The following is a 23,412-nucleotide window of genomic DNA, read 5'->3' on the forward strand; positions in this document are numbered from 1 at the left end:
CGCCGGGCCTACACCGGGTCCGCCGCCGCAGTGCTCGGTGCCTCCGTTCCCGTGCTGCCGAACCTGATCCCCTTCGCCTCCTTGCCTACGGCACTCAGCACGATCACCAGGACCAAGGCGGGCGTCACTGTCCACGCCATCGCCGTCGGATAGCCGTGGCGTTCGGCGAGGGCCTCCTGGATCGGCAGGTTGAGGGCGGCGATCAGGTTGCCGAGCTGGTAGGTGACGCCGGGATAGAAGCCCCGGATCGTGTCCGGGCTCATCTCGGTCAGGTGCGCGGGGATGACGCCCCAGGCGCCCTGTACGCACAGTTGCATCAGGAAGGACGAGAGCATCAGCCAGCCCACGGCGGTGGACAGGACGAAGAAGGGGACCACGACCAGCCCCGCTGCCGCCGCGATCATGATCGTGCGACGGCGTCCCAGCCGCTCCGAATAGGCGCCGAGCACCATGCCGCCGATGATGGCGCCGATGTTGTAGACCACGGCGATGGCGATCGCGGTGTCCGGAGACAGGCCCAGGCCCTTCTTGACGAAGGTCGGGTAGATGTCCTGGGTGCCGTGCGACATCCAGTTGAAGGCGGTCATCAGCGCCACGAGGTACACGAAGCGCCGTAGCACCGCGGGGTTCTTGAACACCTGGTAGGCGGGGGTCCGGTTGAGCTTGACGCTCTTCTCCCACACCTCGCTCTCCTCCACCCGGGTGCGCACCCACAGCGCGACCAGGGCGGGTACCAGGCTGAAGGCGAACAACCCGCGCCAGCCGAAGGCGGGTTCGATGACGAAGAACGCCACGGCGGCGAGCAGATAGCCCAGCGAGTAGCCGCTCTGCAGCAGGCCCGACCAGAAGCCGCGTCGCTCGGCCGGGATCTTCTCCATGGCGAGCGCCGCGCCCAGGCCCCACTCGCCGCCCATGCCGATGCCGTAGAGCAGGCGCAGTACGAGCAGCACGGTGTAGTTCGGGGCGAAGGCGCAGGCGAATCCGATGACCGAGTAGAAGGCGACGTCGACCATGAGCGGGGTGCGCCGGCCCTTGCGGTCGGCCCACAGACCGAAGAGGAGGGCGCCGACCGGTCGCATCACCAACGTTGCCGTGGTGAGGAACGCCATGTCGGTGAGAGAGACATGGAAGTCGTCGGCGATCTCGCTGTAGACGAGTACGACGAGGAAGTAGTCGAAGGCGTCCATCGCCCAGCCCAAGTAGGCGGCGACGAAGGCGTTGCGCTGATCCTTGGTGAGTCCCGCTGCCTGCTCCCGGACGGTCTTCAGCATGCCAGCCCTCCCTTGGTCCGCAGGTCAGGCTAGGTGGGCGCGGTGGGGCGGGCAACGCAAGGACCGGCAAAACACCCGCCACAATCGGCCAAAGGACACGACCGGTTCACAGACCCCGCGCCAAGTCCTCACAGCAGGGTGAACCGCCCCGGTTCGAAGGAGGCTCTGGGCCTGTCCCGGGACGGTTCATCCTGATGCGCTGGCGCGGAGCGGGCGCCCCTCGGCATTACACCGACAGGTCAGTCGCCGCGCTGTTCGGACACGAAACTGTGGTCGCCCGGGCCCAGGCCCGACACGGTGACCGTTCCGTCGGCCACGGTCACGTCGCGGCTCGATGCCCGCTGCCCGTCCCAGAGCGTCCGCCGGCCGACGCTCACGCGTTGGCCGCGTGCGTCGCCGGGCAGCGCGACCGAGCCCTGGGTGTGCCGGGGCACGTGGACGGTGAGGCGGAAGACGCGTGCGCTGTTCTCCCACTCGACGCCCAAGGGGCCGTGCGGGGTGGGGAGTTGGCCCGTCGCCCAGTCGACGTCGGCGGGCTGCGGGCGTACCTCCCAGGTGGCGTATCCGGGTGAAGTCGGGCGGGCGCCGAGCAGGTTGTTGGTCAGGGCCGGAAGGACACCGGTGGACCAGCCGTGGGCCATGCTCGTGTAGGCGTCCTCGTAGAGCGAGCCGTTCGGGCCGATGCCCTCCCAGTGGGTGATGCCGGGGTCGTTCTTGTCCATCCAGCCGTACATACGGCGGATCTGGTCGAGCGCGGACCCGGCCTGACCGCTCAGGAAGCGGGCCTCGATCTCCGGGTAGGAGGTGAAGGCGTAGACCCGCTGGGATGCCTGGTCGAAGAGGGTGTCGTTGTCCATGAAGGCGTTCCCGTACGGCCGTTTCGTGGTCGCGTCGAGATGGGCGAGCGCCGATGTGGCGCGGGCGGCACTCGCGATACCGGTGACGACGGCCAGGGAGTTGCCGTCCTGGGCGTGCCGTACGGCGCCCGTCGAGGAGTCCAGGTAGGCACCTGAATCGGCGTCCCACAGCAGGGAGTTGACGGCCTGGGCGACCTTGTCGGCCCGCGTGCTCCAGCGCGTGGCGTCGGCCTTCTGCCCCAGCAGGCGGGCCAACTGGGCCGCGTTCTGGAGGGCTTGGACATAGAGCGCGTTGTAGTAGGTGACGCGGCCCGTACGGCCAAGGAAGGCGTAGTCGCCGTATCCGCCGGTGCCGTTGAGGCCCTTGCTCAGCAGGCCGGCGTCGTCCGTGACGCTCGGGTACCAGGTGTCCAGGACCTTCAGCAGGGTCGGGTAGTAGCGCGTCGCGTACTGGCGGTCCCCGGTGTAGAGGACGTAGTCCCAGCTGCAAGTGACCCAGTACAGCGGATAGTCGAAGAGGGGCAGGGTGTAGTTGCCGATGGAGGCGGGCGGGATCCAGCCGTCGGCACGCTGGTGGTCGGCGAGGTCGGCCAGGACGTTGCGGGCCGCCGCCGATGCGTCGTCGTGGGTCAGGTAGAGGGTGCGCGCGGAGACGGCGAGGTCGCCGACGTACGGGTCGCGGTCGCGCTTGGCACCGTCCTGGAGGACCAACTTCCCTTCCAGCGTGGCGCTCCACGCGTTACGGGGGTCGACGTCGTCCTGGCGGAAGGTGTCGGTGACCAGTTCGTTGGTGTACGCGGCGCCGTACCAGTAACGATTCAACTCGTCGTCGGAGCACACGAACCAGCCGCGGTAGGTGCTCGGTGTGCCCACGTACGCGGTGAACTGCAGGGCCACGGAGTCGATTTCGACCGTCCCCCAGGGCTGTGCGGCGGGGCTGTCCGAGGCGAGCGCGTCGAGGCTGATCTTGAGGTAGCGGAATCCGTGCAGGCCGTCCGCGAACACCTTGTCGCCGGCCTGGAAGCCTTTGTGGTCGGTCCAGTTGGCGCCCTTCGCGGGTACGGCGAACTGGTCCGTGCCCTGTCCGGCGCCGCCCGCCTGGTCGGCGCGGGTGAAGTCCGAGCGGTCGGTGAGGAATTGGCGGGTCTCGGAGAACGCGACGCGTACGCCCGGGGAGTTGGCGGAGGCGGAGGTGAACCTGATCTGCGGATATCCGACCACGACCTTGCCGAAGTCCACGGTGACAGTCGGGATCGGGATCGGCTCGACCGGTGCGGGCCAGACCTCGTTGATCCGGGTGAAGTTGCCGTGCGAGGTCTCCTGCGCGTGGGTCACCGTGATGCGGACGCGGTCGGTGCTGACCTTCTCCGTGAACGGGACGGCCTTCTGCACCGCGTCGTTGCCGGTGACCGTGGCGGTGGTGTGCCAGTCGCCGTCGCGCCACACGTCGACGGTGTAGTCGGTCGGCACGCCGTCGCTGTTGGAGATCACCGTGATGCCCTGCAGGGATGTGACCTGCGGAGCGGTGATGGTGAGGACGTCGGGGAACACGCTCAGGGTGTCGTCGTTCCAGAAGGTGTCCGGGTTTCCGTCGATCGCGTTGGTGGCGTCGTAGGTGCGCGGCTGTCCGTCGTTGCCGTTGTTGCCCGCGTGGGCCGAGGATGCCTCGGCCGTGGTGCCGGTGGGCCAGGTCGGCGCCGCCGCGGGCTGCGGGCGCCGCAGGACGGATCTGGCTCCGCCGGGCTTGAGCAGCGCGTCGGGGTTCTTCACGTCTCCGGTCGACGTGGTGATCCGCACCGGGCGGACCGTGCGTGAGGAGGGCCCCTGGACGTAGCGGTGCCAACCGCCGGACCGACGCGACGAGTTGCCGGTGAGGGAAGCGGAGGCTTCCTCGGCGGGGAGCGCCTCCGCCGAGGCGAGTCCGGTGGAGAGGGACACCGCGGTGAGTCCGACAGTGCCGGCTGCGGCCAGAGCTACGCGACGGGAAATGCCTTTGTCCGGTGTGCTGTTCGACGCCATGCTGTCCCCTTGAGCGCAATGGATTGAATCGTTTCACTCGGCAGCTGCGTGGTGACGCTATCTCGAACACCGGATGCCCGTACAGCGTCGGGACAGAAGTAGTTGCCGATGCGCGCCGTCCGGAATGAGGTGCCGCACGACGGGCGGACGGTCAGACAGGACGCTGATCGGTCGCTGACAGGATCTTCATACGTGGACGGCACGTTGACGCCATGTCCTCCTCCACCGCCATCCCCTCTACCCGTGCCGGAGCGGAACTGCCGATCCGGACGCCGGACACGTACGGATCCGTGTCGACGACAACCAGGAAGACTTCAACAGGCTCTGGGACGCCTGGACTCACTGTCTTGAGGAACACGGTGTGCCGGCCGGCACGAAGGCTCCGGCCATCAGCCCCGCGCTCAAGGCCTGCCAGTTGAAGTACCCGTTGCAGCCGGTGGAGATGGATCCGGCGAAGAATCCGCGCTACAGCGACCGCGTCCGGGCCATGGTGCAGTGCATGAACAGCTATGGCATCAAGAGCGTTGTCTCCGACGGGAATTGGGCCATGGTCAGCGGAGACACCATGAATCTGCCCGACTTCGACCAGTACAGGGTCCAGTGCCAGTCAAGTCCTTCAAGAACGGCGGCTGTCGGACCCGGGAACAGCGCGTGGGCGAGCCCGCGTGACGCTCGGACCGTACGACTTTCGTCGTTCGTGGATGCGACGAACGGATGCTGTGCGCGCGGGCGTTGGTGCATACCGTTGGCGCGTGAACGTGAAGACGATGGCCCTCGATGTCCGGAGCCGGCTGGGCGCGGCACGCATGTGGTCCCGGCGGCGGATCGTCGGCGAGACGGTGCTTGCCGTCGTCCTGGCCCTGGGCATGGCGGTGAGCCAGACGGGCGACGGCGCGCTGCGGATGACCGTCGCGGCGGTGGCGGCCGCGGTGCTCTCGCCGCTACGGCGGTTCTTCCCGGCGAGCGTCCTGGTCGTCACCGGCACGCTCGGCGGTCTGCTCAGTGGTTTCGGGATCGTGCTGATGGTGGTGAGCTGGTCGGCGGGGGCCAGGATCGAGGCGCCGCGGCGGGCACTCGCGCTGTGCACCACCACGTACGTCCTCTTCGTGGGGCTGTCCGTCCGCCATCCCACGCAGCCGCTGTCCGCCCTGCAGACACTGGTGTTCACCACGCTCGCGTTCCTGGCGACGACGGTCGTGCCCGGCCTGGCCAGTCGCAACCGCGCCCAACGCCGCACGCTCCTGCACGCGTTGCACGAGCACAACGCCCAACTGCTGCGCGAGCGCGAGATGATCGCGTCCCACGCGCGGCTGCGGGAGCGGCAGCGCATAGCGCAGGACATGCACGACAGCCTCGGCCACCAACTGGCGCTGATCGCCGTCCACACGGGCGCGTTGGAGGTCGACCGGGACCTGACCGGCGGGCAGCGTGAGGTGGTGGGCGTGCTGCGGGACGCGTCCGTGTCCGCGATGCACGAACTGCGGGAGGCGGTCGGCATCCTGCGTGACGGCACACCCGATCAAGTGCGGGAGCACGAGGGCGAGTTGGAGCCCCAGTCCCGGGGTGTGGCGGGGATCGACGGCCTGGTGGACGCATCGCGGGGCGCGCGGACGGTCGTAGCGCTGCGGCGCACGGGCCAGGCACGTCCGCTGGCTCCCGCCGCCGACCACGCCGCGTTCCGGATCGTGCAGGAGGCGCTGACCAACGCCCTGAAGCACGCGCAGGGCGCCTCGATCGCCGTCGAACTGCGCTACGAGCCGGACTCCTTGGTCGTCGAGGTCGCCAACGGGCCGGTACCCGTGACGACTTCAGCCGTACGGCGGCCCGTGGTGAGCGGCGGGCAGGGGCTGACGGGGCTTCAGGAACGGGCCCGGCTGGTCGGCGGCATGGTGCATGCGGGGCCCGCGGCGGACGGCGGGTTCCGCATCGCGGGCGTCCTGCCCTACGGTCCCCGGTCGCCGCGCGCGTCGGAGAGCGGCCGGTGGCCGGCGGACTCGGGGCCGGACGGAGCGACCTTCGTCGATGCGGTGAACGACTTCCGGGGGCAGAGCGAGGGGGCAGTGCCCGGCGACGGTGGTGCGGACATCGACTGGTCCGGTGCGCCGGACAGGCAGAAGGAGTTCGACATCGCCATGGGACGCAAGAAGAAGGGCCTCGTGATCGGATGCGGCGCCGCACTGCTGACCTTCCTGGTTCTCGGGGTGTTTGCCGTCGTGCTGGTCTTCAACCTGGTGGAGAAGGAGTCCGACCGGCTCATGCTCGATCCGTCGGTCTACAACTCGGTGAAGGTCGGGGACACCGAGACGGCCGTACGGGCCAAGCTGCCGCACGGCAAGTCGTTCCTGGCCCCGGCCCTGGACGACAAGGCGCCCGCCGTACCGCGGGGAGCGACCTGCTCGTCGTACCTCTCGACGGGGAACGGGCCGGACAAGGGAGACGACATGCCTGCCTACCGCTTCTGCTTCAAGGACGGCAGACTCATCGAGAAGCGGGCCTTCATGTCCACCTCGTAGTCATGTCCACGTCCTAACCATGGGCCGTCCGTGGTAGTCATGAGCCGTCCGTCGTAGTTGCGGGCCGTCCGTCGTCCCCGTCGCAAGTCGTGCAGGAGAGTTGTGATCAGAGTCCTCGTCGCGGATGACGAACCGCTCATCCGGGCGGGTATCAGGATGATCCTCACCTCCGCCGACGACATCGACGTCGTGGCGGAGGCGGCCAACGGCCGGGAGGCGGTCGACCTGGTCCGCGCCCACGCCGTCGACGTGGCCCTGCTCGACATCCAGATGCCCGTGCTGGACGGACTGTCCGCACTGGCCGAACTGCGGCGCGCGGCACCGGCCGTACGTCCGCTGATCCTGACGACGTTCGGCGAGCGGGAGAACGTGCTGCGTGCGCTGAGCCACGGCGGCGCCGGGTTCCTGCTGAAGGACTCGGCGCCGGCCGAACTGATCCAGGCGGTACGGGCGGCCGCGGCCGGGGACGCGTATCTGTCACCGGCCGCCACGCGCCACGTGGTCGACCAGCTCGCCTCGGGACAGGCGGCGGCGCGCGGCGAGGAGGCGCGCCGACGTCTGCAGTCGCTCAGCTCCCGGGAACTCGAAGTGCTCGCGCTGCTGGGCGAGGGCTTGTCGAACGCCGACGCGGGCGAGCGGATCCATGTGAGCGAGGCGACGGTGAAGACGTACGTCAGCCGGATCCTGACGAAGCTGCGGTGCGAGAACCGGGTGCAGGCGGCGCTGTTGGCGAGGGACGCGGGGTTGGGGCCGAGCTGATCCGCGGCTCATCAGCCGCCGGGCCCGGCTCCCAACTGCTCCATGAGGGAGAAGAGGTTGGCCACGCCCCAGTGCTCGGTGATCCTCCCGTCGACCACGCGCATGGCGTCGACGGTCTCGAACCGGATCGCCCTGCCGGTGGGCGCGATACCGAAGAACTCCCCCTCGTGCGTGCCGTGGTAAGTCTTGTACGTGGTCACGAGATTGCCCTCGGCCGCCTGCCAGTGGATCACCGCGTGGAAGTCGGGGAACGCGGCCCGCAGCACCTTGTACAGCTCCAGGGCACCCGCCTTGTCGGGGCTACGGCCGGGCTGCGGGGTGTGGTCGACGAAGTCGTCGGCGAACAACTCGTCGTACAGCTCGTAGTCGCCGCCGCCCTGGACCTCCTCGGTATTGCGCCGGACCACTGCTTTGGCGGCCTCGCTCACGCTGGTCACGGTCATGGGGCTCTCCTTGTCTGCGGGGGGAGGTGCGAGGTGGTGAGGCAAGGGGTGGTGAGGGGTGACGGTGCGCCGGTTGATGCGGAAGTCCAGCTCGGCCGGTTCGTGGGTGATGGTGTGGGGGTTGAGGGCCGGTCGTGCAGGCCGGGGTCACCATGGCGGCGGCTCCGGTTGACCCCTTTCGACGTGCACGCCGCGAGATTCCCCTTTCCGCGGCGACCTGACGGACGAGCTGACCTGACCGACCGGCACCTCGCCCTGCGGTGACACGCCGGCACCGCACGCTTCGGGAACGCGGGCTAGCGTTTCGCGGCGGTGTAGGTCAGGTGGGTCACCCGGGACGATGCGTCCGTGCGAGCCTGGTTCAGCGCGAGGCGGGCGGGGTCCACGCGGTCGAACAGGCGGATGCCGGTGCCGAACAGCACGGGCGCGAGCGTGATCGAGAACTCGTCGATCAGGCCGTTGTCCAGGTACTCCTGGATCGTCTCGGCGCCGCCGGCGATGCGCACATCGCGGTCGCCTGCGGCCTCGCGGGCCTGGAGCAGCGCGCTCTCGATGCCGTCGTTGACGAAGTGGAAGGTGGTGCCGCCCGGCCGCTCCCACGGGTCACGCCTGGTGTGGGTGACGACGAACACCGGGGTGTGGAACGGCGCCTCCTCCGGCCATGCCAGCTCGCCGCCGTCGAACATGCGCTTGCCCATGACGCTCGCGCCGGTGCGCTCGTACGTCGCCCGTGCGATGTCGTTGTCGAGTCCTTCCTCGCCGCCCTCGCCCAGCTTCAGGTTCTGCCGGAAGAACCGCAGCGGAAACACCCACGCCTGCAGCTCCGACCACTTCGCCATCCAGCGCCGGACCCTCGGGTCGTTCTGGCCTTCGGGCGAGAAGACGTCCTCGACGGGCACGGCCTCCGGCGCCATGAAGCCGTCGAGCGACATCGTCACGCTGAAGAACACCTTTCCGGCCATCAGTCCTCCGCTCCCTTCGGTGTGGTCTGGGTCTGGGTGGTCTCGGTCTGGGTGGTCCCGTTCCAGGTGAGTTCGGCGACGTAGGCCGCCAGGTTGCTCAGCGTCTGCTCGCCGCCCTCGATCGCGTGGTACTTCTCCACGGCTTCATCGCGGAGTTCCTTGGTGGGGAACACCGTGCGCATCACGATCCGGGTCTCGTCGCCGGCCGGCTCGAAGGCCAGGACCGACTCGAAGGCGTTCGGGTCGTCGCGGGACTCGCCGTGCAGCAGGGCGATCCGCTCCGGCGGGACGATCTCCCGCCAGGTGATCCACTCCTGGTAGTCCGTCCCGTCCGGCCCGTGCATCACGAAGTCCCAGGCCCCGCCGACGCGGAAGTCGAAGGACCGCGTCGTGGTCGTGAAACCCTCCGGTCCCCACCACCGCGACAGGTGCCGGACTCGCGTGAACGCCTCGAACACCAGCTCCCGTGGTGCGCCGATGACCCGGGACATCACGATCTCGCGATCCACGGTCGCGTGTTCGGGCTCGCCGCCGCTACTGGTCGTCGCCATCCGGTAGTTCCTCCCGTCTTGCCTGTTTCAGGTCCTGCACGTACTCATCCAGCCGGTCGAAGCTCTCACTCCAGAACCGCTCGAAGCCGCCCACCCACTCGTGGACCGGCCGCAGCCCGCGGGCGTCCAGGTCGTACAGCCGCTGCTTGCCCGCCCCGCGCACCCGCACGAGCCCGACTTCCCGGAGGACCCGCAGGTGCTTGGACGCCTGCGGCTGGGTCATCCCCAGGTCCCGCGCCAGGTCGGTCACCGGCCGCTCGCCGCTCCGCAACAGCAGCAGGATCTCCCGCCGCTGCGGTTCGGCGATCGCGTTGAACGCGTCCGAGGTCGTCGCCGCTCGTGCCATGGCGCCATCGTATGCCTATATCGGAATGTGTCAACGTGTCGCCGCCCGGCCGCATCACAGGAGGGGCCGAATGACCGACTGGAACTGTCCGGCAGATGGGAGCCCGCTACGAGGTCCGTAGCCCACCCCAGAGAAAATGCACACATGTGCATTTATTCTCATCTGCATAACGTAACCGCATGCAGCTCGACCCGATCCAGGAATCCGGCACCCAGGACAGAAGGGTCCGGCGCTCCCGTGCGGCCCTGATGGCGGCCGCGGTGCGCCTCGTGTCCGAGCGCGGTACCACGGACATCCCGGTCACCGATCTCGCCGAGGCCGCGGACGTCAGCCGCCGCCTCGTCTACCTGCAGTTCGGAGACCGCGACACCCTCCTGACGGAAGCCGCGATCGACCTGGTGAGACGAGAGCTGCTCCCCCGGGCCGCAGACGGTGGCGACGCCTCCGAGGGGGTGGCGGCGCTGGCGCAGCACTTCGCGGCGCACCGCGACTTCTACCGCCCGATGCTGACCGGCTCCTGCGCCTTCGCCATGACCAGCACGCTCAACAGACTCTTCAGCTCCCTCAACAGGCCGGCCGTCCGGAAGCTGTTCGGCGAGCTGGACCAGCGGACGGCGGACGACCTGTCGGAGTTCATCGCGGGCGGCGCGGCCACCCTCGTGAACAACTGGGTGATCAAGGGCACGGACCCCCTCGACCCCGAGGAGCTGACGAACCGTCTGCTCCGCCTGGCGTCCACCCTCACCTTCAGTCACCAAGGTCCGCCAGACGGAGACCACGCCCGATGAACCTCAGCAGTCATCTCATCCAGCGCCTGCTGCACCTGCCCCCGCCCTCGACCAGAGATCTCACCGTCGAGAGCGATCTGCGGGTGCCGATGCGCGACGGAGCCGTCCTGCTGGCCGACCGCTGGACCCCGAAGTCCGGCTCCGCCGACCTGCCGACCGCGCTCATCCGCATCCCGTACGGCAGGACGGGCATGATCGCCGCGCAAGTGGCCAGGCCCCTGGCCGAACGAGGGTTCCAGGTCCTGATCCAGAGCACGCGCGGCACCTTCGGCTCCGGCGGCGACTTCGACCCCTTGCGCCGCGAACGCGAGGACGGTCTCGACACCCTGGAGTGGCTCGTCGAGCAGCCTTGGTGCGGCGAGGCGGTTGCTCTACGGCGGCAGCTACCTGGGTTTCGCCCAGTGGTCCGTGGCCGGCCAACTGCCGCCGCAGGTGAAGGCGTTGATCCCCTCGGTCTCCGAATCCGCCTTCACTCTGGAGTTCCTCCGCAAGGAGTCGTTCTCCCTGGAGGCGACCTTCGGCTGGGGCCTCCAGGTCGCGGGCCAGGAACGGCGGGGAGCCACGCTCCACCAGGTACTCCGTATTCGGAAGGAGCACCGCGCCTGGTACACGTTGCCGCTGAACGAGGCCGACACCGCCGCCATCGGACGCCGCTCCGACTACTTCCAGAACACCCTCGACCACGACGCCGACTCACCGTTCTGGTCCGTGCTCGACCACAGCTCCCGGGTCGCCGACCTCACCGTGCCGGTCAGCACGATCGGCGGCTGGTACGACATCTTCCTGCCTGGCCAACTCCGCGACTACCAGGCACTGCAGGGCGCGGGGCGGGAGGCGCGACTCACCGTCGGCCCGTGGGCGCACATCTCCATGGGCGTCGGCGCGACGGCGACCGCCGAGGCCCTCGACTTCGGTCTGGCCCACGCCCGCGGCGAGAAGCCGTCCGACCGCGCCCCGGTGCGCCTGTTCGTGATGGGCGAGGACACCTGGCGCGACTTCCCGTCCTGGCCTCCGCCGGGCTACGACCCGCAGCGCCTCCACCTCCACCCCGCCGGCGTCCTGGCCGCCGACCCACCGGACGAGTCCGCCCCGGACACGTACCACTACGACCCGGCCGACCCCACCCCCGCCGTCGGTGGCGTCCGCATGGCGGTCGTCAAGTCGGGCCGCGTCGACAACACCGATCTGGAGGCCCGCCCGGACGTCCTCACCTACACAACTCCCGCCCTGGACACGGACGTCGAGGTCATCGGCGAGGTGAGCGCCGAGATCTTCTTCCGCTCCAGCCTGCCGTACGCCGACGTGTTCGTCCGTCTCTGCGACGTCGACGAGGAGGGGCGCTCCACGAACGTCTGCGACGGTCTGATCAGCCTCACCGACGCCGACGAGACGACCTGCGCGACGGTCCGACTGTGGCCGACGGCCTACCTTTTCAAGTGCGGCCACCGCATCCGCGTCCAGGTCTCCAGCGGCGCCTTCCCCCGCTGCAACCGCAACCTCGGCACCGGTGAACCACGGGCGACCGCCACCACCCTCCGCGCCGCCGACCAGCAAGTACTCCACTCCCCGGCCCACCCCTCCGCGGTGATCCTGCCGCTCCGGCGACCGAACTGACCACACCGAGTGCGCCACTTACGCGCTAGAGGACATCCCGTAGAACCATCCGGGCATCCCTTACGACCTCAGGCCGATGTGGCTCAAGGGGCTGACGGGCTTCAATGGCCCGCATGCCCAGCGAAGTCGAATGCCCGCAGCGCCATCACACCTTCGATTCCGGCGAGATCCGCCCGGTCGATCCCGGCGTGGTGCGCTGGTTGACCGAGGGACTGACCTGGACGGGCCAGGAGCCCACCGAGCGCATGTACGCGAGCTATCTGTACTCGGACGGCACACGCTTCCTCGTCAGAAAATAACCAACTCCCCGAACAGGTCCGGAACATGCCCGAACTACAGCGACTCCGTGCCGACCACGCCCCGGCGGTCCTGGCCTTCGAGTCGGCGAACCGCGCCTACTTCGCCACCTCGATCTCCGACCGCGGCGACGCCTACTTCGACGAGTTCACCGCCCGCTACGACGCGCTGCTGGCCGAGCAGGAGGCCGGCGTCTGCGCCTTCTACGTGCTCGTCGCCGAGGACGGCTCGGTCCTCGGCAGATTCAACCTGTTCGACATCATCGAGGGAGACACCGCGGTACTCGGCTACCGGGTGGCGCAGCACGTCACCGGCCGCGGCGTGGCGACCGCGACCGTCGGAGAACTCTGCCGACTGGCGGCCTCACGACACGGCCTGCGCACGCTCAGAGCGGCCACCTCCCACCAGAACATCGCGTCCCAAAAGGTGCTGACCAAGGCCGGCTTCAGCCCGGACGGCCCCGCCCACCCGTCCAACCTCGGTGGCAAGCAAGGCACTTGGTACCAGCGCGACGTCTAGGCCGGGAACGATCACCCCAACAGGGCAAGAAGCTGCGCCGCAGGCAGCGGATACCTCGTATGCCCGCCCGGCCCCGTGACCCGGGTCGCGGTCAACAGCGAATTGAGAACCGCCTCTTCTACGGCGTCCAGCACCGCGCTGAACAGAGGATCGAGCCCGGCATCGGGCACCACCGCAGGCCCGGCGGGCGTGCCCAGGAAATGGGTGCCCAGGGCGAGGCCGTAGTCGCCGCTGCCGTTGCCGTAACCGGCGCCGACCCGGGCCAGCGCGTACACGGAGCGGCGGGCGAGCCGGGTCAACTGGCGGGCGTCCAGCGGCGTGTCGGTGGCGGTCACGATCATGCAGGAGCCCGTCTCCGGGCCGGGAGCGGAATCCTCGGCGGGGACGCCCACGTCGGCAGGCGTGACCGTACGGCCCAACACCCGTAGCGTTCCACCGAAGTTGGCCTGCACCAGTACCCCGAGCGTGGCCTCCTGGCCCGCGACCGGCACGCGGCGCGACGAGGTGCCGATGCCGGCCTTGAAGCCGAGCGCGGTCATCCCGGTGCCCGCGCCCACCGACCCCTCGGCGACCGGCCCTGCGGACGCGGACTCAAGTGCGGCGCGGACGTGATCCTCCCGGACGGGACGCGACCGGATGTCGGACAGGAGTCCGTCGTTGCACTCCCCCACCACCGGATTCACGCTCCGTGCGTCGGCGCCCTCGGGCCGTTCCAGGATCCAGCCGACCAGGGCGTCCGCGACCCGGAAGGCGGACAGGGTCGAGGTGAGCAGCACGGGGGTCTCGAGTGCGCCGAGTTCGGCGATCTGTGTGGTGCCGAGGAACTTGCCGTAGCCGTTGCCCGCGAACACCCCGGCGGGCAACGGACTGCCGGGACCCACTCCGTCGGGCACGATCGCGGTGACGCCGCTGTGCACGCGCGGCGGGCGGATCAGTGTCGTGTGTCCGACGCGGATGCCGGGCACGTCCGTGATCGCGTTGTGCGTACCCGTGGGCAAGTCACCGACGCCGAGCCCGAGTTGACGGGCTCGGCGGGGCACAGGGGGCATTAGGAGGCTTGGCGGCACGGGCATGGCCAGACAGTACGGCACCCACAAGTCCCCCAGCCCCGGCGATCAACTCAGCTGCGCGGCAGGTCAGCCCGCGGCGAGGAGTTCGAGCGTGTCGATCACACGGTTGGAGAAGCCCCACTCGTTGTCGTACCAGGCGACGACCTTCACATGGCGGCCGTCGACGCGGGTGAGCGCGGAGTCGAAGATCGACGAGGCAGGGTTGCCCGTGATGTCGGAGGAGACCAGCGGGTCGTCGGAGTATTCGAGCACGCCCGCGAGGGGGCCCTCGGCCGCGGTGCGGTAGGCCGCCAGCACGTCCTCGCGGGTCACGTCGCGGGAGACGGTGGTGTTGAGTTCGACGATCGAGCCCACCGGCACGGGCACACGGATCGAGTCGCCTGACAACTTGCCCTCCAGGTTCGGCAGTACATGCCCGATTGCCTTGGCGGCGCCCGTCGTGGTCGGAACGATGTTGACCGCGGCGGCCCGGGCACGCCGGGCATCGCGGTGCGGGCCGTCCTGCAGGTTCTGCTCCTGCGTGTAGGCGTGCACCGTGGTCATGAAGCCGTGCTCGATACCGGCGAGTTCGTCGAGCACCGCGGCGAGCGGGGCCAGCGCGTTGGTCGTGCAGGAGGCGTTCGAGACGATCGTGTGCGTGGCCGGGTCGTAGGCGTCGTTGTTGACCCCGAACGCGAGCGTGACGTCGGCCCCGTCCGAGGGCGCGCTGACGAGTACCTTCCGCGCGCCCGCGTCGAGGTGGGCGCGGGCCGCCTTGGCGGACGTGAAACGGCCCGTGGCCTCCAGCACAAGGTCGACGTCGAGCTCGGTCCAGGGCAGGTCCGCCGGTTCCCGCTCGGCGAGGACCTTGATGCGCCGGCCGTCGACGACAAGGGTGTCCCCGTCGACGGTCACGGGGCGACCGAGCCGGCCGGACGTCGTGTCGAAGGCGAGCAGCCGCGCCAAAGTGGCCGGCTCCGTCAGGTCGTTGACGGCAACGACCTCCAGGTCGCTGTCGCGTTCGAGCAGGGCGCGCAGCACATTGCGTCCGATGCGGCCGAATCCATTGATGGCAATGCGAGTCATGAGGTAAGTCCCTTCGGTTCCCCACCAGGCTCGCGCGCGGCAATCGTCGCGGACAGTGGCGTGATCGCCATGGTTCAAAAGGATTTCGCCACCCCACGGAACAGGGCGAGGGCGGGGCTACTCCCCCTGCGCGAAGGTCCGCCGGTACTCGCTCGGTGTCGTACCGAGGAGGCGGTGGAAGTGCAGCCGGAGGTTCGCGCCGGTGCCGAGACCGACGTCGGCGGCGATCTGCTCGACGCCGCGCTCGGACCGTTCGAGCAGCTCGCGGGCCATGTCGATGCGGGCGCGCATGACCCACTGCATCGGCGTGTAGCCGGTCTCGTCGACGAAGCGCCGCGAGAAGGTGCGCGGTGAGACCGCCGCCTGCCGGGCCAGCGTCTCCAGGGTGAGGGGCTCGCCGAGCCGGTGCAGCGCCCACTCACGGGTGGCGGCGAACCGTTCACCGAGGGGCTCGGGCACGCTGCGCGGCACGTACTGCGCCTGGCCGCCGCTGCGGTAGGGGGCCGCGACCAGGCGCCGGGCCGCGTGGTTGGACGCGGCCACCCCGAGGTCGCCGCGCAGGATGTGCAGGCACAGGTCGATCCCCGACGCTGCGCCCGCCGAGGTCAGCACGCTGCCCTCGTCGACGAACAGGACGTTCTCGTCGACCTGGACCAGCGGGTACTTCGTCGCGAGCGCCCGCGTGTAGTGCCAGTGCGTCGTGGCGCGCTTGCCGTCGAGCAGCCCCGTGGCGGCGAGCGCGAAGGCACCGGTCGAGATCGCGGCGAGCCGCGCCCCCCGGTCGTGCGCGGCGATCAGCGCGTCCAGGACACCCTGCGGCTGGTCCTCCCGGTCCGGGAACCGGTAGCCGGGCAGGAACACGATGTCGGCCCAGGTCACCGCGTCGAGACCGTCGGCGACGTGGTACGACAGCCCGTCGCCCCCGGTCACCAGCCCCGGCGCCGCACCGCACAACCGCACCTCGTACGGCATGCTCGCCCGCGTCGTGAACACCTGCGCGGGGATTCCGACGTCGAGCGGCTTGGCGCCTTCGAGTACGAGGACGGCGACGCGGCGCAGACGGGCGGTGGACACGGAGACAGCCTACGCAGGGACACGGCCGCCCGTTCGGGGAGCCGTGCCCGACCCCGTACCGGCTCTGCGCAGGTCAGACCTTCCAGGAGCGCAGCTGGTCGGCGACGGCGAGGACACCGACGCGGGTGTCGCGGATCTTGCGGACGAGGTCGGAGATAGCCCCGTAGGGCGGGTCGATGCCTTCGCCGGACTGGCCCATGTACTGGGCGGCGACGAACGCGGCGTAGAGGCTGTTGCGGTGCGGCAGCGGCTCCAGGCGCACGATGGTGTGCATGAGCGCGGCAGCCCGCCAGGCGGCGTCCGGATCGGCCGCGGCGAGTGTCGGCAGCTTGGTCTTGTGACGGGATACGGCGGCCACGAGCGCGGAGTAGTCGGAGACCGACATGTCCTCGTGGCCGAGAGCGGCCTCCTGGACGTCGAGCAGCCAGGAGACGTCGATGTACAGGTGCATCAGGCGGCCGCGGCCCCGTCACGCTCGGAAGGCGGCACCTCGTCGGGGAAGGCGTCGTCGAACTCCCCGCGCAGCCGCTCGGCCCACACGGAAGCGCCGGCGACGAACTGACCGCGCTGCATCTCCCGCACGCCGAGGTCGTGCAGATACTGCTTGAGGCTCTTCCCCTCGGCCGCGGCGGCCGCGCGCACTCCCTTGAGTTCCTCTTCGGTGAAGGACACATTCAACGATGGCATGCAGCGATGGTACCTAGTTGGTGCCGCCGGTGCGAGGGGCGTGCCCTCAGAGCCGATACGGCAGGGGGTGCGGGGCTGTCCGCCCACGTCCGACAGGGGTCCGGCTTGTCCGCCCGGGCCCGGCGCCTAGGCTGCGGGGATGATCTCTCGCGACTACCTCTCCGAACTGTTCTCGCTGGACGGCCGAGTCGCCGTCGTGACAGGCGGTAGTTCCGGCATCGGCCGGGCCGCCGCCGGGGCGCTCGCGCGGGCCGGGGCGGAAGTGGTCGTGGTGGCGCGCAAGGAGCCGGAACTGACCGCCACGGTCGACGAGTTGACGGCGGAGGGATGCCGGGCGGCGTGGGTGAGCGGCGATCTGGGGACCCGGGACGGCGTCCGGGCGGCGGCAGAAGCGGCAGCCGAGGTGTTCGGGGAACCGGACATCCTCGTGAACAGCGCCGGGATCAACCTGCGCCCGCCGCCGGGCGAGTTGAGCGAGGACGTGTGGGACACCACGATGGCCCTGAACCTGGAGGCGCCCTACCTCCTGGGCCAACGCTTCGGTCCCGGCATGGCCGAGCGGGGCTTCGGGCGCATCATCCACATCACCTCCCAGCAGGCACACCGGGCGTTCGCACAGAGCGGCGCCTACGGGGTCTCCAAGGGCGCCTTGGAGTCACTGGCCCGTTCACAGGCCGAGGCCTGGTCGCCGCACGGTGTCACCTGCAACACCCTGGTCCCGGGTTTCGTCATGACTCCGCTCAACGAACGACTGTCGTCCGACCCGGAGATGGTGACGGCACTGGCCGCACGCACACTGATCGGACGCAACGGCCTTGCCGAGGACTTCGCGGGAGCGACGGTGTTCCTGGCGAGCCGCGCCTCCGCCTACGTCACCGCGCAGTCGGTCTTCGTGGACGGTGGATTTTCCGTCCACTAGCCCAACACCTGTTGCGCCTCGGTCAGTTGAAGAGGGGAGTCACCCACTACGCTCCCCCGCTCCCCCGCCGCAGGAAACGGATCACGGGATGACCGGGATCGTGGCCGACCTCGGCGCGGACGCCGTGGACGTCCTTGATGAGGGCGGGGGTGAGGACCTCGGTCGGGGTGCCCGCGGCGACCGTGCGGCCGGTGTTGAGGACGAGCAGGCGGTCGCAGTACATCGCGGCGCGGGTTGAGGTCGTGCAGGGCGATCACGGTGGTGACCGCGAGGTCGGCGATCAGGTCGAGCAGGTCCAACTGGTGCTGGATGTCGAGGTGGTTGGTCGGCTCGTCCAACAGGAGCTCGCGGGGTTCCTGGGCCAACGCGCGAGCGATCTGGGCGCGTTGGCGTTCGCCGACGAAGAGCGTGTGCCAGGACTGGGCGGCTCGGTCCATCGGCCCGGTGCGCTCCAGGGCCTCGGTGACAGCGCGGGCGTCGGCGGCCGACGCCGGTGACCAGATACGGCGGTGCGGTATGCGGCCGAGGGCGACGACCTCGCGGACGGTCAACTCGGTCTGGGCGTGGGTGTGTTGATCGACGGTGGCGATACGGCGGGCGGTTGCGCGGCGCGCGACCTCGGGCGCCTTCTCCCCCTCACCGAGGGCGAGAAGGCGCCAGCAGGTCTTCGGACTCGGGTTCGTCCGGACGGGGCGCCTTCCCGGCGCGTCACACACCGACTCCCTCGGCCGGCCCGCGTCGCCCCAGTGACGTCTGTTGCCCCGCCCGTCCCCCTCACCGCTGCGCGTCAGTTCCGGATTCCCACCGGATTCCCTGGCCGCGGTTGTGGCACGACTGGCCCGCACAACGTATCAAGATCGACCACCGACTCCGCTGCGGGCTGCGGGCTGCGGGCTGCGGGCTGCGGGCTGCGGGACGAAGGTGCTGCTGGTGCTGCCGGTGCCGCTGCACTGACCGCGGCGTAGAAGGCGGCGTACGGCAGAATCAGCGCGGCGGCGAGGCGGCGGCCGACGCCGATGCGGTCACTTCGCGGCCCGTACGTCTTTGCCCGGTGCGGTGTTGCGCCGCGCCGCACGAAGCCCGACGGCCTCACGGCGGAGCGCCTCCACCGTGGCCGTCACCTCGGCGGCACGGTCGCGGATCGTGACGGCGACGGTGGCGCGGCCGAGCCAGGCGGGGTCGTCGACCTGGACGGTACGGACGCCCGTGGGGACGGCCGGGGCGGCGAGTTCGGGCAGTACGGCGATGCCGAGACCGGCGGCGACAAGTCCCAGGCGGGTGGGCCATTCGCGGGCGGCGTGGGCGATCCGCGGGTGGTCGAGGGTCGGCCAGGCGCCGAACTGGGGGTCGTCGCGCAGGCCCTTGCCGACGATCCAGGCTTCGTCCCCCAGGTCGGTCACGGGGACGGTTCCCCGGCCGGCGAACCGGTGGTTGGCGGGCACGGCGAGCAACAGGCCGCCGTCCAGGAGCAGTTCGCGGGACAGTCCCTCGAAGTCGTAGGCGGGCAGGTCCGGTCCCACGCCGATCACCGCGATGTCGATGCGATGGGCGCGGAGTTGGCGCAGCTGCGTGGGCGAGGAGGCCTCGCCCAACTCGACGATCAGGCCCGGGTGTTCGTCGCGGAGGCGGGCCAACGCCCTGGGGACGAGCACGGCGGCGGCCGCCGGGAACGCGGCGACGGCGACGCGTCCGGTGAGGTGGTCCTGCAGCCCCGCGAGGTCCGTACCGACCGCGTCGATCTCGTTGAGGACCGTCGCGGCTCGGCGGGCGAGCACCGTGCCCGCCGGCGAAGGTGCAACCCCGCGGGCACCCCGGACGAACAACGGCGCGCCCGCGGCGGCTTCCATCGCCGCCACCTGACGGGACACCGCCGACTGCGTGTATCCGAGCGCATCGGCCGCGGCGGTGAACGATCCGGTATCGACCACGGCCTGGACGACACGCAGACCAGTGAGGGTGAATTCGGCCATGCCGGCATCCTGACACATTCCGGGAACGCATGTCTCCTGTGCGAGATAATCGCTGGTGGAATGCCTTGCGCGGCAGCACGATGGAGTGGCAGGAGCAAGCAATCCACCACCCATAGGGAGCACCGATCATGGCGAGGACCTGGTTCATCACGGGGAGTTCAAGGGGGTTCGGCCGCGAGTGGGCGGAGGCCGCGCTCGAACGCGGCGATCGTGTCGCGGCGACGGCTCGGGACGTCAGTCGGCTGACTCCCCTGGTCGAGCGGTACGGGGACGCCGTACTGCCGATTCCACTCGACGTCACCGACCGTGCCGCGGTGCACGCGGCGGTGGGGCGTACCCACGCGCGTTTCGGTTCGCTGGACGTCGCCGTCAACAATGCCGGCTACGGGCATTTCGGCATGGTCGAGGAGTTGGCGGAGGACGAACTCCGGGCTCAGATGGAGACCAACTTCTTCGGCGCGGTCTGGGTCACACAGGCCGTGCTGCCCTTCATGCGGGCCCAACGATCGGGCAGGATTCTGCAGGTCACCAGCGAGGGCGGCGTACGCGCGTTCCCCGGCATCGGTGCGTACCACGCCTCCAAGTGGGCTCTTGAGGGATTGTCGGAGTCCCTGGCGCAGGAGGTGGCCGCCTTCGGCATTCACGTCACCAATGTCGAGCCCGGCCCCTACGCCACCGACTGGCTGGACCGCGGCGCCCGGCACAGCGAGCCGCACCCGGGCTACGCCGAGGTCCGCACGGCCACCGCACCGGAATTCGAGGTCGGCGACCCCCACGCGACCCGCGACGCGATCCTCCGGATCGTCGACGCGGACAAACCCCCGCTGAGGGTCTTCCTCGGCAAGTCCTTCACCGATGTCGCCGCGCTGTACGAGGAGCGGCTGAGCACTTGGCGCCAGTGGCAGCCGGTCTCGCTGGCCGCTTTCGGCTGAGCAGTAGCTCAAGCCCATTCGGCGGACGGGCCGTTCGAATCCTCTCCGGTTCCGTCCGACCCCTGTGCGGCACGCCCGGCGCGGCGGATCGTGGGACGCCACGACTCGTACGCATGGAGGTCCAACGGCCATGTCCCACCTGATCGTTGTCGGTGTCGACGGATCCGCGGACAGTCGCCTCGCGGCCGACTGGGCGGCAACGGACGCGGAGTTGCGCGGACTGCCCCTGCGGGTCGTACACGTCTCGACGCTCCCCGACGAGCAACTCCTCGCCACATGGCCCTACTTCCGCGAACCCTCTCCCGACGCCCTCGTCACGTCGCTCACAGAGGACCACCCCCAGCTCCGGGCCGAGGTGTTCGGTGTCACCGGAGAGGTCGTGCCGGCGCTGCTCCCCCTGGCCGCCGAGGCCGACTGCACGGTCCTCGGGCTGCGCGGTTCGGGCGGTTTCGCGGGCCTGGCCCTCGGTTCCGTGGCTCACGGAGTCGCCGAGCGCTCCGCGGGGCCCGTGGTGCTGGTGCCGAGCGGGTTCGCGCACAGCCGCCGCGGGCGGTCACCGTACGGTGTGACGCTGGGCGTCGATGGTGGCGAACCGCCCGGCGCCGTCGTCGAGTTCGCCTTCGACGCCGCCTGCCGACGCGACACCGGGCTGCACGTCGTACACGCCTGGCGACTGCCCTCGCCCGCCGAACACTGGATGCCGTACGCGCCGCCGGAGAAGGACCGAGGGCGCTGGGAGGACCAGGAGACCCAACGCTTCTCGGACGCGTTGCGGTCATGGCGGGAGAAGTATCCGCATGTGGGTGTCTACGAGGATCTCCGCCTCCAGAGTCCGGCGGCCGCCCTGGTCCAGGCGTCGGCCTCGGCGGAACTCCTGGTGATCGGCCGCGTGGGCCGGACACTCGGCCCCACCCTGCACGCCGTACTGGAGCACACCGCGTGCCCGGTGGCCGTAGTCCCGCATCACGCGTGAGAACGGGCACCGACAGGTGTCCCGACCCAGCCTCGTGTGGTGTCCCCGCTACACTCGCGGGCCTGAACTCGCCACGTGGCAACGGCCGTTGGGTAACAGGAGAACCGAAGTGACGGATACAGGATTCGGCGCGGACGACGTGGACACCAGCAAACCCCAGTCGGCCCGCATGTACGACTACTTCCTCGGCGGCAAGGACAACTACCCCGTCGACTGGGCAGCCGCCGAAAAGGTGATCTCCTTGTTCCCCGCCGTCAAACAAATGGCGCGGGTGAACCGCGACTTCATGCACCGCGCCTCGCGGCTGTTGGCGGAGCGGGGAATCCGCCAGTTCCTGGACATCGGCACCGGAATACCCACCCGGCCGAACCTCCACCAGGTGGTCCAGGCGATCAACCCAAGCGCTCGCGTGGTCTACGCGGACAATGACCCGATAGTCCTCAGGCACGCCGAAGCACTTCTTCACAGCACGCCGGAGGGCAGTACCGCCTACATCCAGGCCGACGCGAGAGAGCCGGGAAAGATCCTCGCGGCGGCGAAGGAGCATCTGGACTTCGAGCAACCGATCGCCCTGTCCCTGGTGGCTCTCCTGCACCTGGTGGCGGACGAGGATGATCCCCGTGGCATCGTGGGTGAACTGCTCAACTCCCTGACGCCCGGGAGCTACATAGCTCTTTCCCACGCGACTGGGGACTTCGATCCGGAGACCTGGGAGCGCGTCGTCGAGGTCTACCGCAAGGGCGGTACACCCGCACAAGTACGGTCACGCGGTGAATTCACCAGTTTCTTCGAGGGACTTGAGCTCGTCGCCCCCGGCATAGAACTCGCGGCGCGCTGGCACCCCGAGCCCGGAGAACAACACAGCGAAACCGACCAGATCCCGTTGTACGTCGGAGTCGCCCGCACACCGTGAGGCTCGGACCGAGCGGAGACGCTCCTCCCGCCGACAGTTCACGACGAGGGGGTCAAGTGCCTGCTCAGCGGGACGCGGGCCTCCGCAGCAGCCACTGGCCGAACGTGCGACGTGGGGGCCGCACGACCACGCGGCCGTGTGCCTTCACACCGACCAGTTCCACTCGCAGGACGACCGGCGTATCAGGACTCGTCGATGTCCGGCGGTACTTGACCCCGCTGTGCACCAGCTGCAGACCATCGGTGTCGACCACGATGTCCGGCCTCGTGATCAGCGTCAGGGTCTTCCCCGTCATACCCACGTCGATCCGCAAGGTGTCGTGCGTGATCACCGCGTCGGTGAAGTCGAGCGTCACCTCGCAGTACGTCACCGCCAGTTCCAGCTTCCGCGGCACCACCCAGCGCCCCACGCGCTCGATCGCGCCGCTGTGGACCTGCTCGATCCGGACCACGTCCTTGGGCTCTGCTCCGGTGCCGCCGACCGTGGCCGACACGGGCGGCAAGTCAGCGGTGAGCGCGGTCAGTTCGCTCAGAGTGCGCGCCGACAGGGCGGCTCCAGGCGCTCGTCCGACTCCTCCGCGGTCAACAGGCCGTCCCCCGCCGCGATCCGCAGCACGTCCACCATCCGGTCCCGGTGCGCATGGGAGGCCCGCAACTCGGGCGACGAGCCGGGGGCGGGGTCGGGGCCGGAACCCTTCCCGGTGGGCGAAATCTCTCCCGACATACTTCCGTCCTGATCCTGTCCGACGTCTCCGCGCGACGCGGGCAGCGGCGCGAACAGAAGACCAACGCTGTATCGCGACGCGTATCCAAGGTGGCCCGATCGCGACAACAACCGTGTCCCGGCCGCCAGTTCATACGGCTCACGGAC

Annotated in this window: 23 protein-coding genes, 2 pseudogenes and 1 riboswitch; of the genes and pseudogenes, 10 read left to right on the top strand and 15 right to left on the bottom strand. The window is 69.7% G+C overall.

Annotated elements, in window-relative coordinates:
* Nucleotides 1-8: 8 nt before the first annotated feature.
* Together ACFWP5_RS28440 and ACFWP5_RS28445 are read right to left on the bottom strand one after the other, a co-directional pair.
* Nucleotides 9-1,271 carry an MFS transporter gene (locus tag ACFWP5_RS28440; protein WP_384162383.1) on the bottom strand — a complete coding sequence of 421 codons (1,263 nt, stop codon included), beginning with the start codon at nt 1,269-1,271 and terminating at the stop codon, nt 9-11.
* Between the two features lie 239 nt (nt 1,272-1,510).
* The gene (locus ACFWP5_RS28445) at nt 1,511-4,147 is read right to left on the bottom strand and encodes an alpha-L-rhamnosidase C-terminal domain-containing protein (RefSeq protein WP_384162385.1); all 2,637 of its coding nucleotides are present in this window, start codon (nt 4,145-4,147) and stop codon (nt 1,511-1,513) included.
* 767 nt (nt 4,148-4,914) lie between these two features.
* On the opposite strand from ACFWP5_RS28445, the gene ACFWP5_RS28450 reads away from it, so the two are divergent.
* Both ACFWP5_RS28450 and ACFWP5_RS28455 read left to right on the top strand, forming a co-directional pair.
* Nucleotides 4,915-6,660, top strand: a complete 1,746-nt coding sequence (locus tag ACFWP5_RS28450) for a sensor histidine kinase (protein WP_384162449.1) — start codon at nt 4,915-4,917, stop codon at nt 6,658-6,660.
* Between the two features lie 102 nt (nt 6,661-6,762).
* On the top strand, nt 6,763-7,419 hold the full coding sequence (locus ACFWP5_RS28455) for a response regulator (protein WP_384162388.1): 657 nt from the start codon (nt 6,763-6,765) through the stop codon (nt 7,417-7,419).
* 11 nt (nt 7,420-7,430) lie between these two features.
* On the opposite strand, the gene ACFWP5_RS28460 is transcribed toward ACFWP5_RS28455, so the two are convergent.
* The 4 genes from ACFWP5_RS28460 to ACFWP5_RS28475 form a co-directional block, all read right to left on the bottom strand.
* Entirely contained in the window at nt 7,431-7,862 is a 432-nt protein-coding gene (locus ACFWP5_RS28460; RefSeq protein ID WP_384162391.1) for an ester cyclase, read from the bottom strand.
* A 296-nt stretch (nt 7,863-8,158) separates the two neighbouring features.
* Complete coding sequence (locus ACFWP5_RS28465; protein ID WP_384162394.1) at nt 8,159-8,824, bottom strand: dihydrofolate reductase family protein; 666 nt, start codon at nt 8,822-8,824, stop codon at nt 8,159-8,161.
* On the bottom strand, nt 8,824-9,375 hold the full coding sequence (locus ACFWP5_RS28470) for an SRPBCC family protein (RefSeq protein WP_384162397.1): 552 nt from the start codon (nt 9,373-9,375) through the stop codon (nt 8,824-8,826). The genes ACFWP5_RS28465 and ACFWP5_RS28470 overlap by 1 nt, the downstream gene beginning before the upstream one ends.
* Nucleotides 9,359-9,721: an ArsR/SmtB family transcription factor gene (locus ACFWP5_RS28475; RefSeq protein ID WP_384162400.1), complete on the bottom strand. Its 363-nt coding sequence runs from the start codon at nt 9,719-9,721 to the stop codon at nt 9,359-9,361. Before ACFWP5_RS28475 ends, ACFWP5_RS28470 begins: the two co-directional genes overlap by 17 nt.
* Before the next feature lie 179 nt (nt 9,722-9,900).
* On the opposite strand from ACFWP5_RS28475, the gene ACFWP5_RS28480 reads away from it, so the two are divergent.
* The 4 genes and pseudogenes from ACFWP5_RS28480 (at nt 9,901) to ACFWP5_RS28495 (ending at nt 12,939) form a co-directional block, all read left to right on the top strand.
* Nucleotides 9,901-10,509 carry a TetR/AcrR family transcriptional regulator gene (locus ACFWP5_RS28480; RefSeq protein WP_384162403.1) on the top strand — a complete coding sequence of 203 codons (609 nt, stop codon included), beginning with the start codon at nt 9,901-9,903 and terminating at the stop codon, nt 10,507-10,509.
* Between the two features lie 75 nt (nt 10,510-10,584).
* Nucleotides 10,585-12,123 (top strand): annotated as a pseudogene (locus ACFWP5_RS28485) (CocE/NonD family hydrolase); the annotation flags it as partial.
* Nucleotides 12,124-12,236: 113 nt separating this feature from the next.
* Nucleotides 12,237-12,422 (top strand): hypothetical protein, encoded by a 186-nt coding sequence (locus ACFWP5_RS28490; protein ID WP_384162406.1) that lies wholly within the window; start codon nt 12,237-12,239, stop codon nt 12,420-12,422.
* Nucleotides 12,423-12,447: 25 nt separating this feature from the next.
* Nucleotides 12,448-12,939 (top strand): GNAT family N-acetyltransferase, encoded by a 492-nt coding sequence (locus tag ACFWP5_RS28495; protein ID WP_384162409.1) that lies wholly within the window; start codon nt 12,448-12,450, stop codon nt 12,937-12,939.
* An 11-nt stretch (nt 12,940-12,950) separates the two neighbouring features.
* On the opposite strand, the gene ACFWP5_RS28500 is transcribed toward ACFWP5_RS28495, so the two are convergent.
* The 5 genes from ACFWP5_RS28500 to ACFWP5_RS28520 all read right to left on the bottom strand — a co-directional run bounded on the left by ACFWP5_RS28500 (nt 12,951) and on the right by ACFWP5_RS28520 (nt 16,835).
* Entirely contained in the window at nt 12,951-13,988 is a 1,038-nt protein-coding gene (locus ACFWP5_RS28500; RefSeq protein WP_384162452.1) for a P1 family peptidase, read from the bottom strand.
* 87 nt (nt 13,989-14,075) lie between these two features.
* On the bottom strand, nt 14,076-15,074 hold the full coding sequence (gap, locus tag ACFWP5_RS28505; protein WP_384162412.1) for a type I glyceraldehyde-3-phosphate dehydrogenase: 999 nt from the start codon (nt 15,072-15,074) through the stop codon (nt 14,076-14,078).
* Nucleotides 15,075-15,191: 117 nt separating this feature from the next.
* Entirely contained in the window at nt 15,192-16,148 is a 957-nt protein-coding gene (locus ACFWP5_RS28510; protein ID WP_384162415.1) for a GlxA family transcriptional regulator, read from the bottom strand.
* Nucleotides 16,149-16,221: 73 nt separating this feature from the next.
* On the bottom strand, nt 16,222-16,599 hold the full coding sequence (locus ACFWP5_RS28515) for a toxin Doc (RefSeq protein WP_384162418.1): 378 nt from the start codon (nt 16,597-16,599) through the stop codon (nt 16,222-16,224).
* A complete protein-coding gene (locus ACFWP5_RS28520; protein ID WP_384162421.1) occupies nt 16,599-16,835 on the bottom strand; it encodes a hypothetical protein in 237 nt (78 codons plus the stop codon). Before ACFWP5_RS28520 ends, ACFWP5_RS28515 begins: the two co-directional genes overlap by 1 nt.
* A 139-nt stretch (nt 16,836-16,974) precedes the next feature.
* Here ACFWP5_RS28520 and ACFWP5_RS28525 point away from each other — a divergent pair, with 139 nt between their 5' ends.
* Nucleotides 16,975-17,754, top strand: coding sequence for an SDR family NAD(P)-dependent oxidoreductase (locus tag ACFWP5_RS28525; RefSeq protein ID WP_384162424.1), 780 nt, complete (start codon nt 16,975-16,977; stop codon nt 17,752-17,754).
* A gap of 46 nt (nt 17,755-17,800) precedes the next feature.
* On the opposite strand, the pseudogene ACFWP5_RS28530 reads toward ACFWP5_RS28525, so the two are convergent.
* Together ACFWP5_RS28530 and ACFWP5_RS28535 are read right to left on the bottom strand one after the other, a co-directional pair.
* Nucleotides 17,801-18,392, bottom strand: a pseudogene (locus ACFWP5_RS28530) (ABC transporter ATP-binding protein); the annotation flags it as partial.
* A gap of 2 nt (nt 18,393-18,394) precedes the next feature.
* Nucleotides 18,395-18,608, bottom strand: a riboswitch (cobalamin riboswitch).
* Between the two features lie 168 nt (nt 18,609-18,776).
* Nucleotides 18,777-19,724 (bottom strand): LysR family transcriptional regulator, encoded by a 948-nt coding sequence (locus tag ACFWP5_RS28535; RefSeq protein WP_384162427.1) that lies wholly within the window; start codon nt 19,722-19,724, stop codon nt 18,777-18,779.
* A 128-nt stretch (nt 19,725-19,852) separates the two neighbouring features.
* Here ACFWP5_RS28535 and ACFWP5_RS28540 point away from each other — a divergent pair, with 128 nt between their 5' ends.
* The 3 genes from ACFWP5_RS28540 (at nt 19,853) to ACFWP5_RS28550 (ending at nt 22,542) form a co-directional block, all read left to right on the top strand.
* Nucleotides 19,853-20,656: an SDR family NAD(P)-dependent oxidoreductase gene (locus ACFWP5_RS28540; RefSeq protein ID WP_384162430.1), complete on the top strand. Its 804-nt coding sequence runs from the start codon at nt 19,853-19,855 to the stop codon at nt 20,654-20,656.
* 130 nt (nt 20,657-20,786) lie between these two features.
* Nucleotides 20,787-21,629, top strand: a complete 843-nt coding sequence (locus ACFWP5_RS28545) for a universal stress protein (RefSeq protein WP_384162434.1) — start codon at nt 20,787-20,789, stop codon at nt 21,627-21,629.
* Between the two features lie 109 nt (nt 21,630-21,738).
* Nucleotides 21,739-22,542, top strand: coding sequence for an SAM-dependent methyltransferase (locus ACFWP5_RS28550; protein WP_384162437.1), 804 nt, complete (start codon nt 21,739-21,741; stop codon nt 22,540-22,542).
* Nucleotides 22,543-22,606: 64 nt separating this feature from the next.
* Here the strand turns inward: ACFWP5_RS28550 and ACFWP5_RS28555 are convergent, their stop codons facing one another.
* On the bottom strand, nt 22,607-23,035 hold the full coding sequence (locus ACFWP5_RS28555) for a hypothetical protein (RefSeq protein WP_384162440.1): 429 nt from the start codon (nt 23,033-23,035) through the stop codon (nt 22,607-22,609).
* Between the two features lie 35 nt (nt 23,036-23,070).
* Entirely contained in the window at nt 23,071-23,265 is a 195-nt protein-coding gene (locus ACFWP5_RS28560; protein WP_384162443.1) for a DUF1707 domain-containing protein, read from the bottom strand.
* Between the last annotated feature and the right edge of the window lie 147 nt (nt 23,266-23,412).

Origin of the sequence: Streptomyces sp. NPDC058469 (genome assembly GCF_042721125.1) — a bacterium.
Lineage (GTDB): Bacteria > Actinomycetota > Actinomycetes > Streptomycetales > Streptomycetaceae > Streptomyces.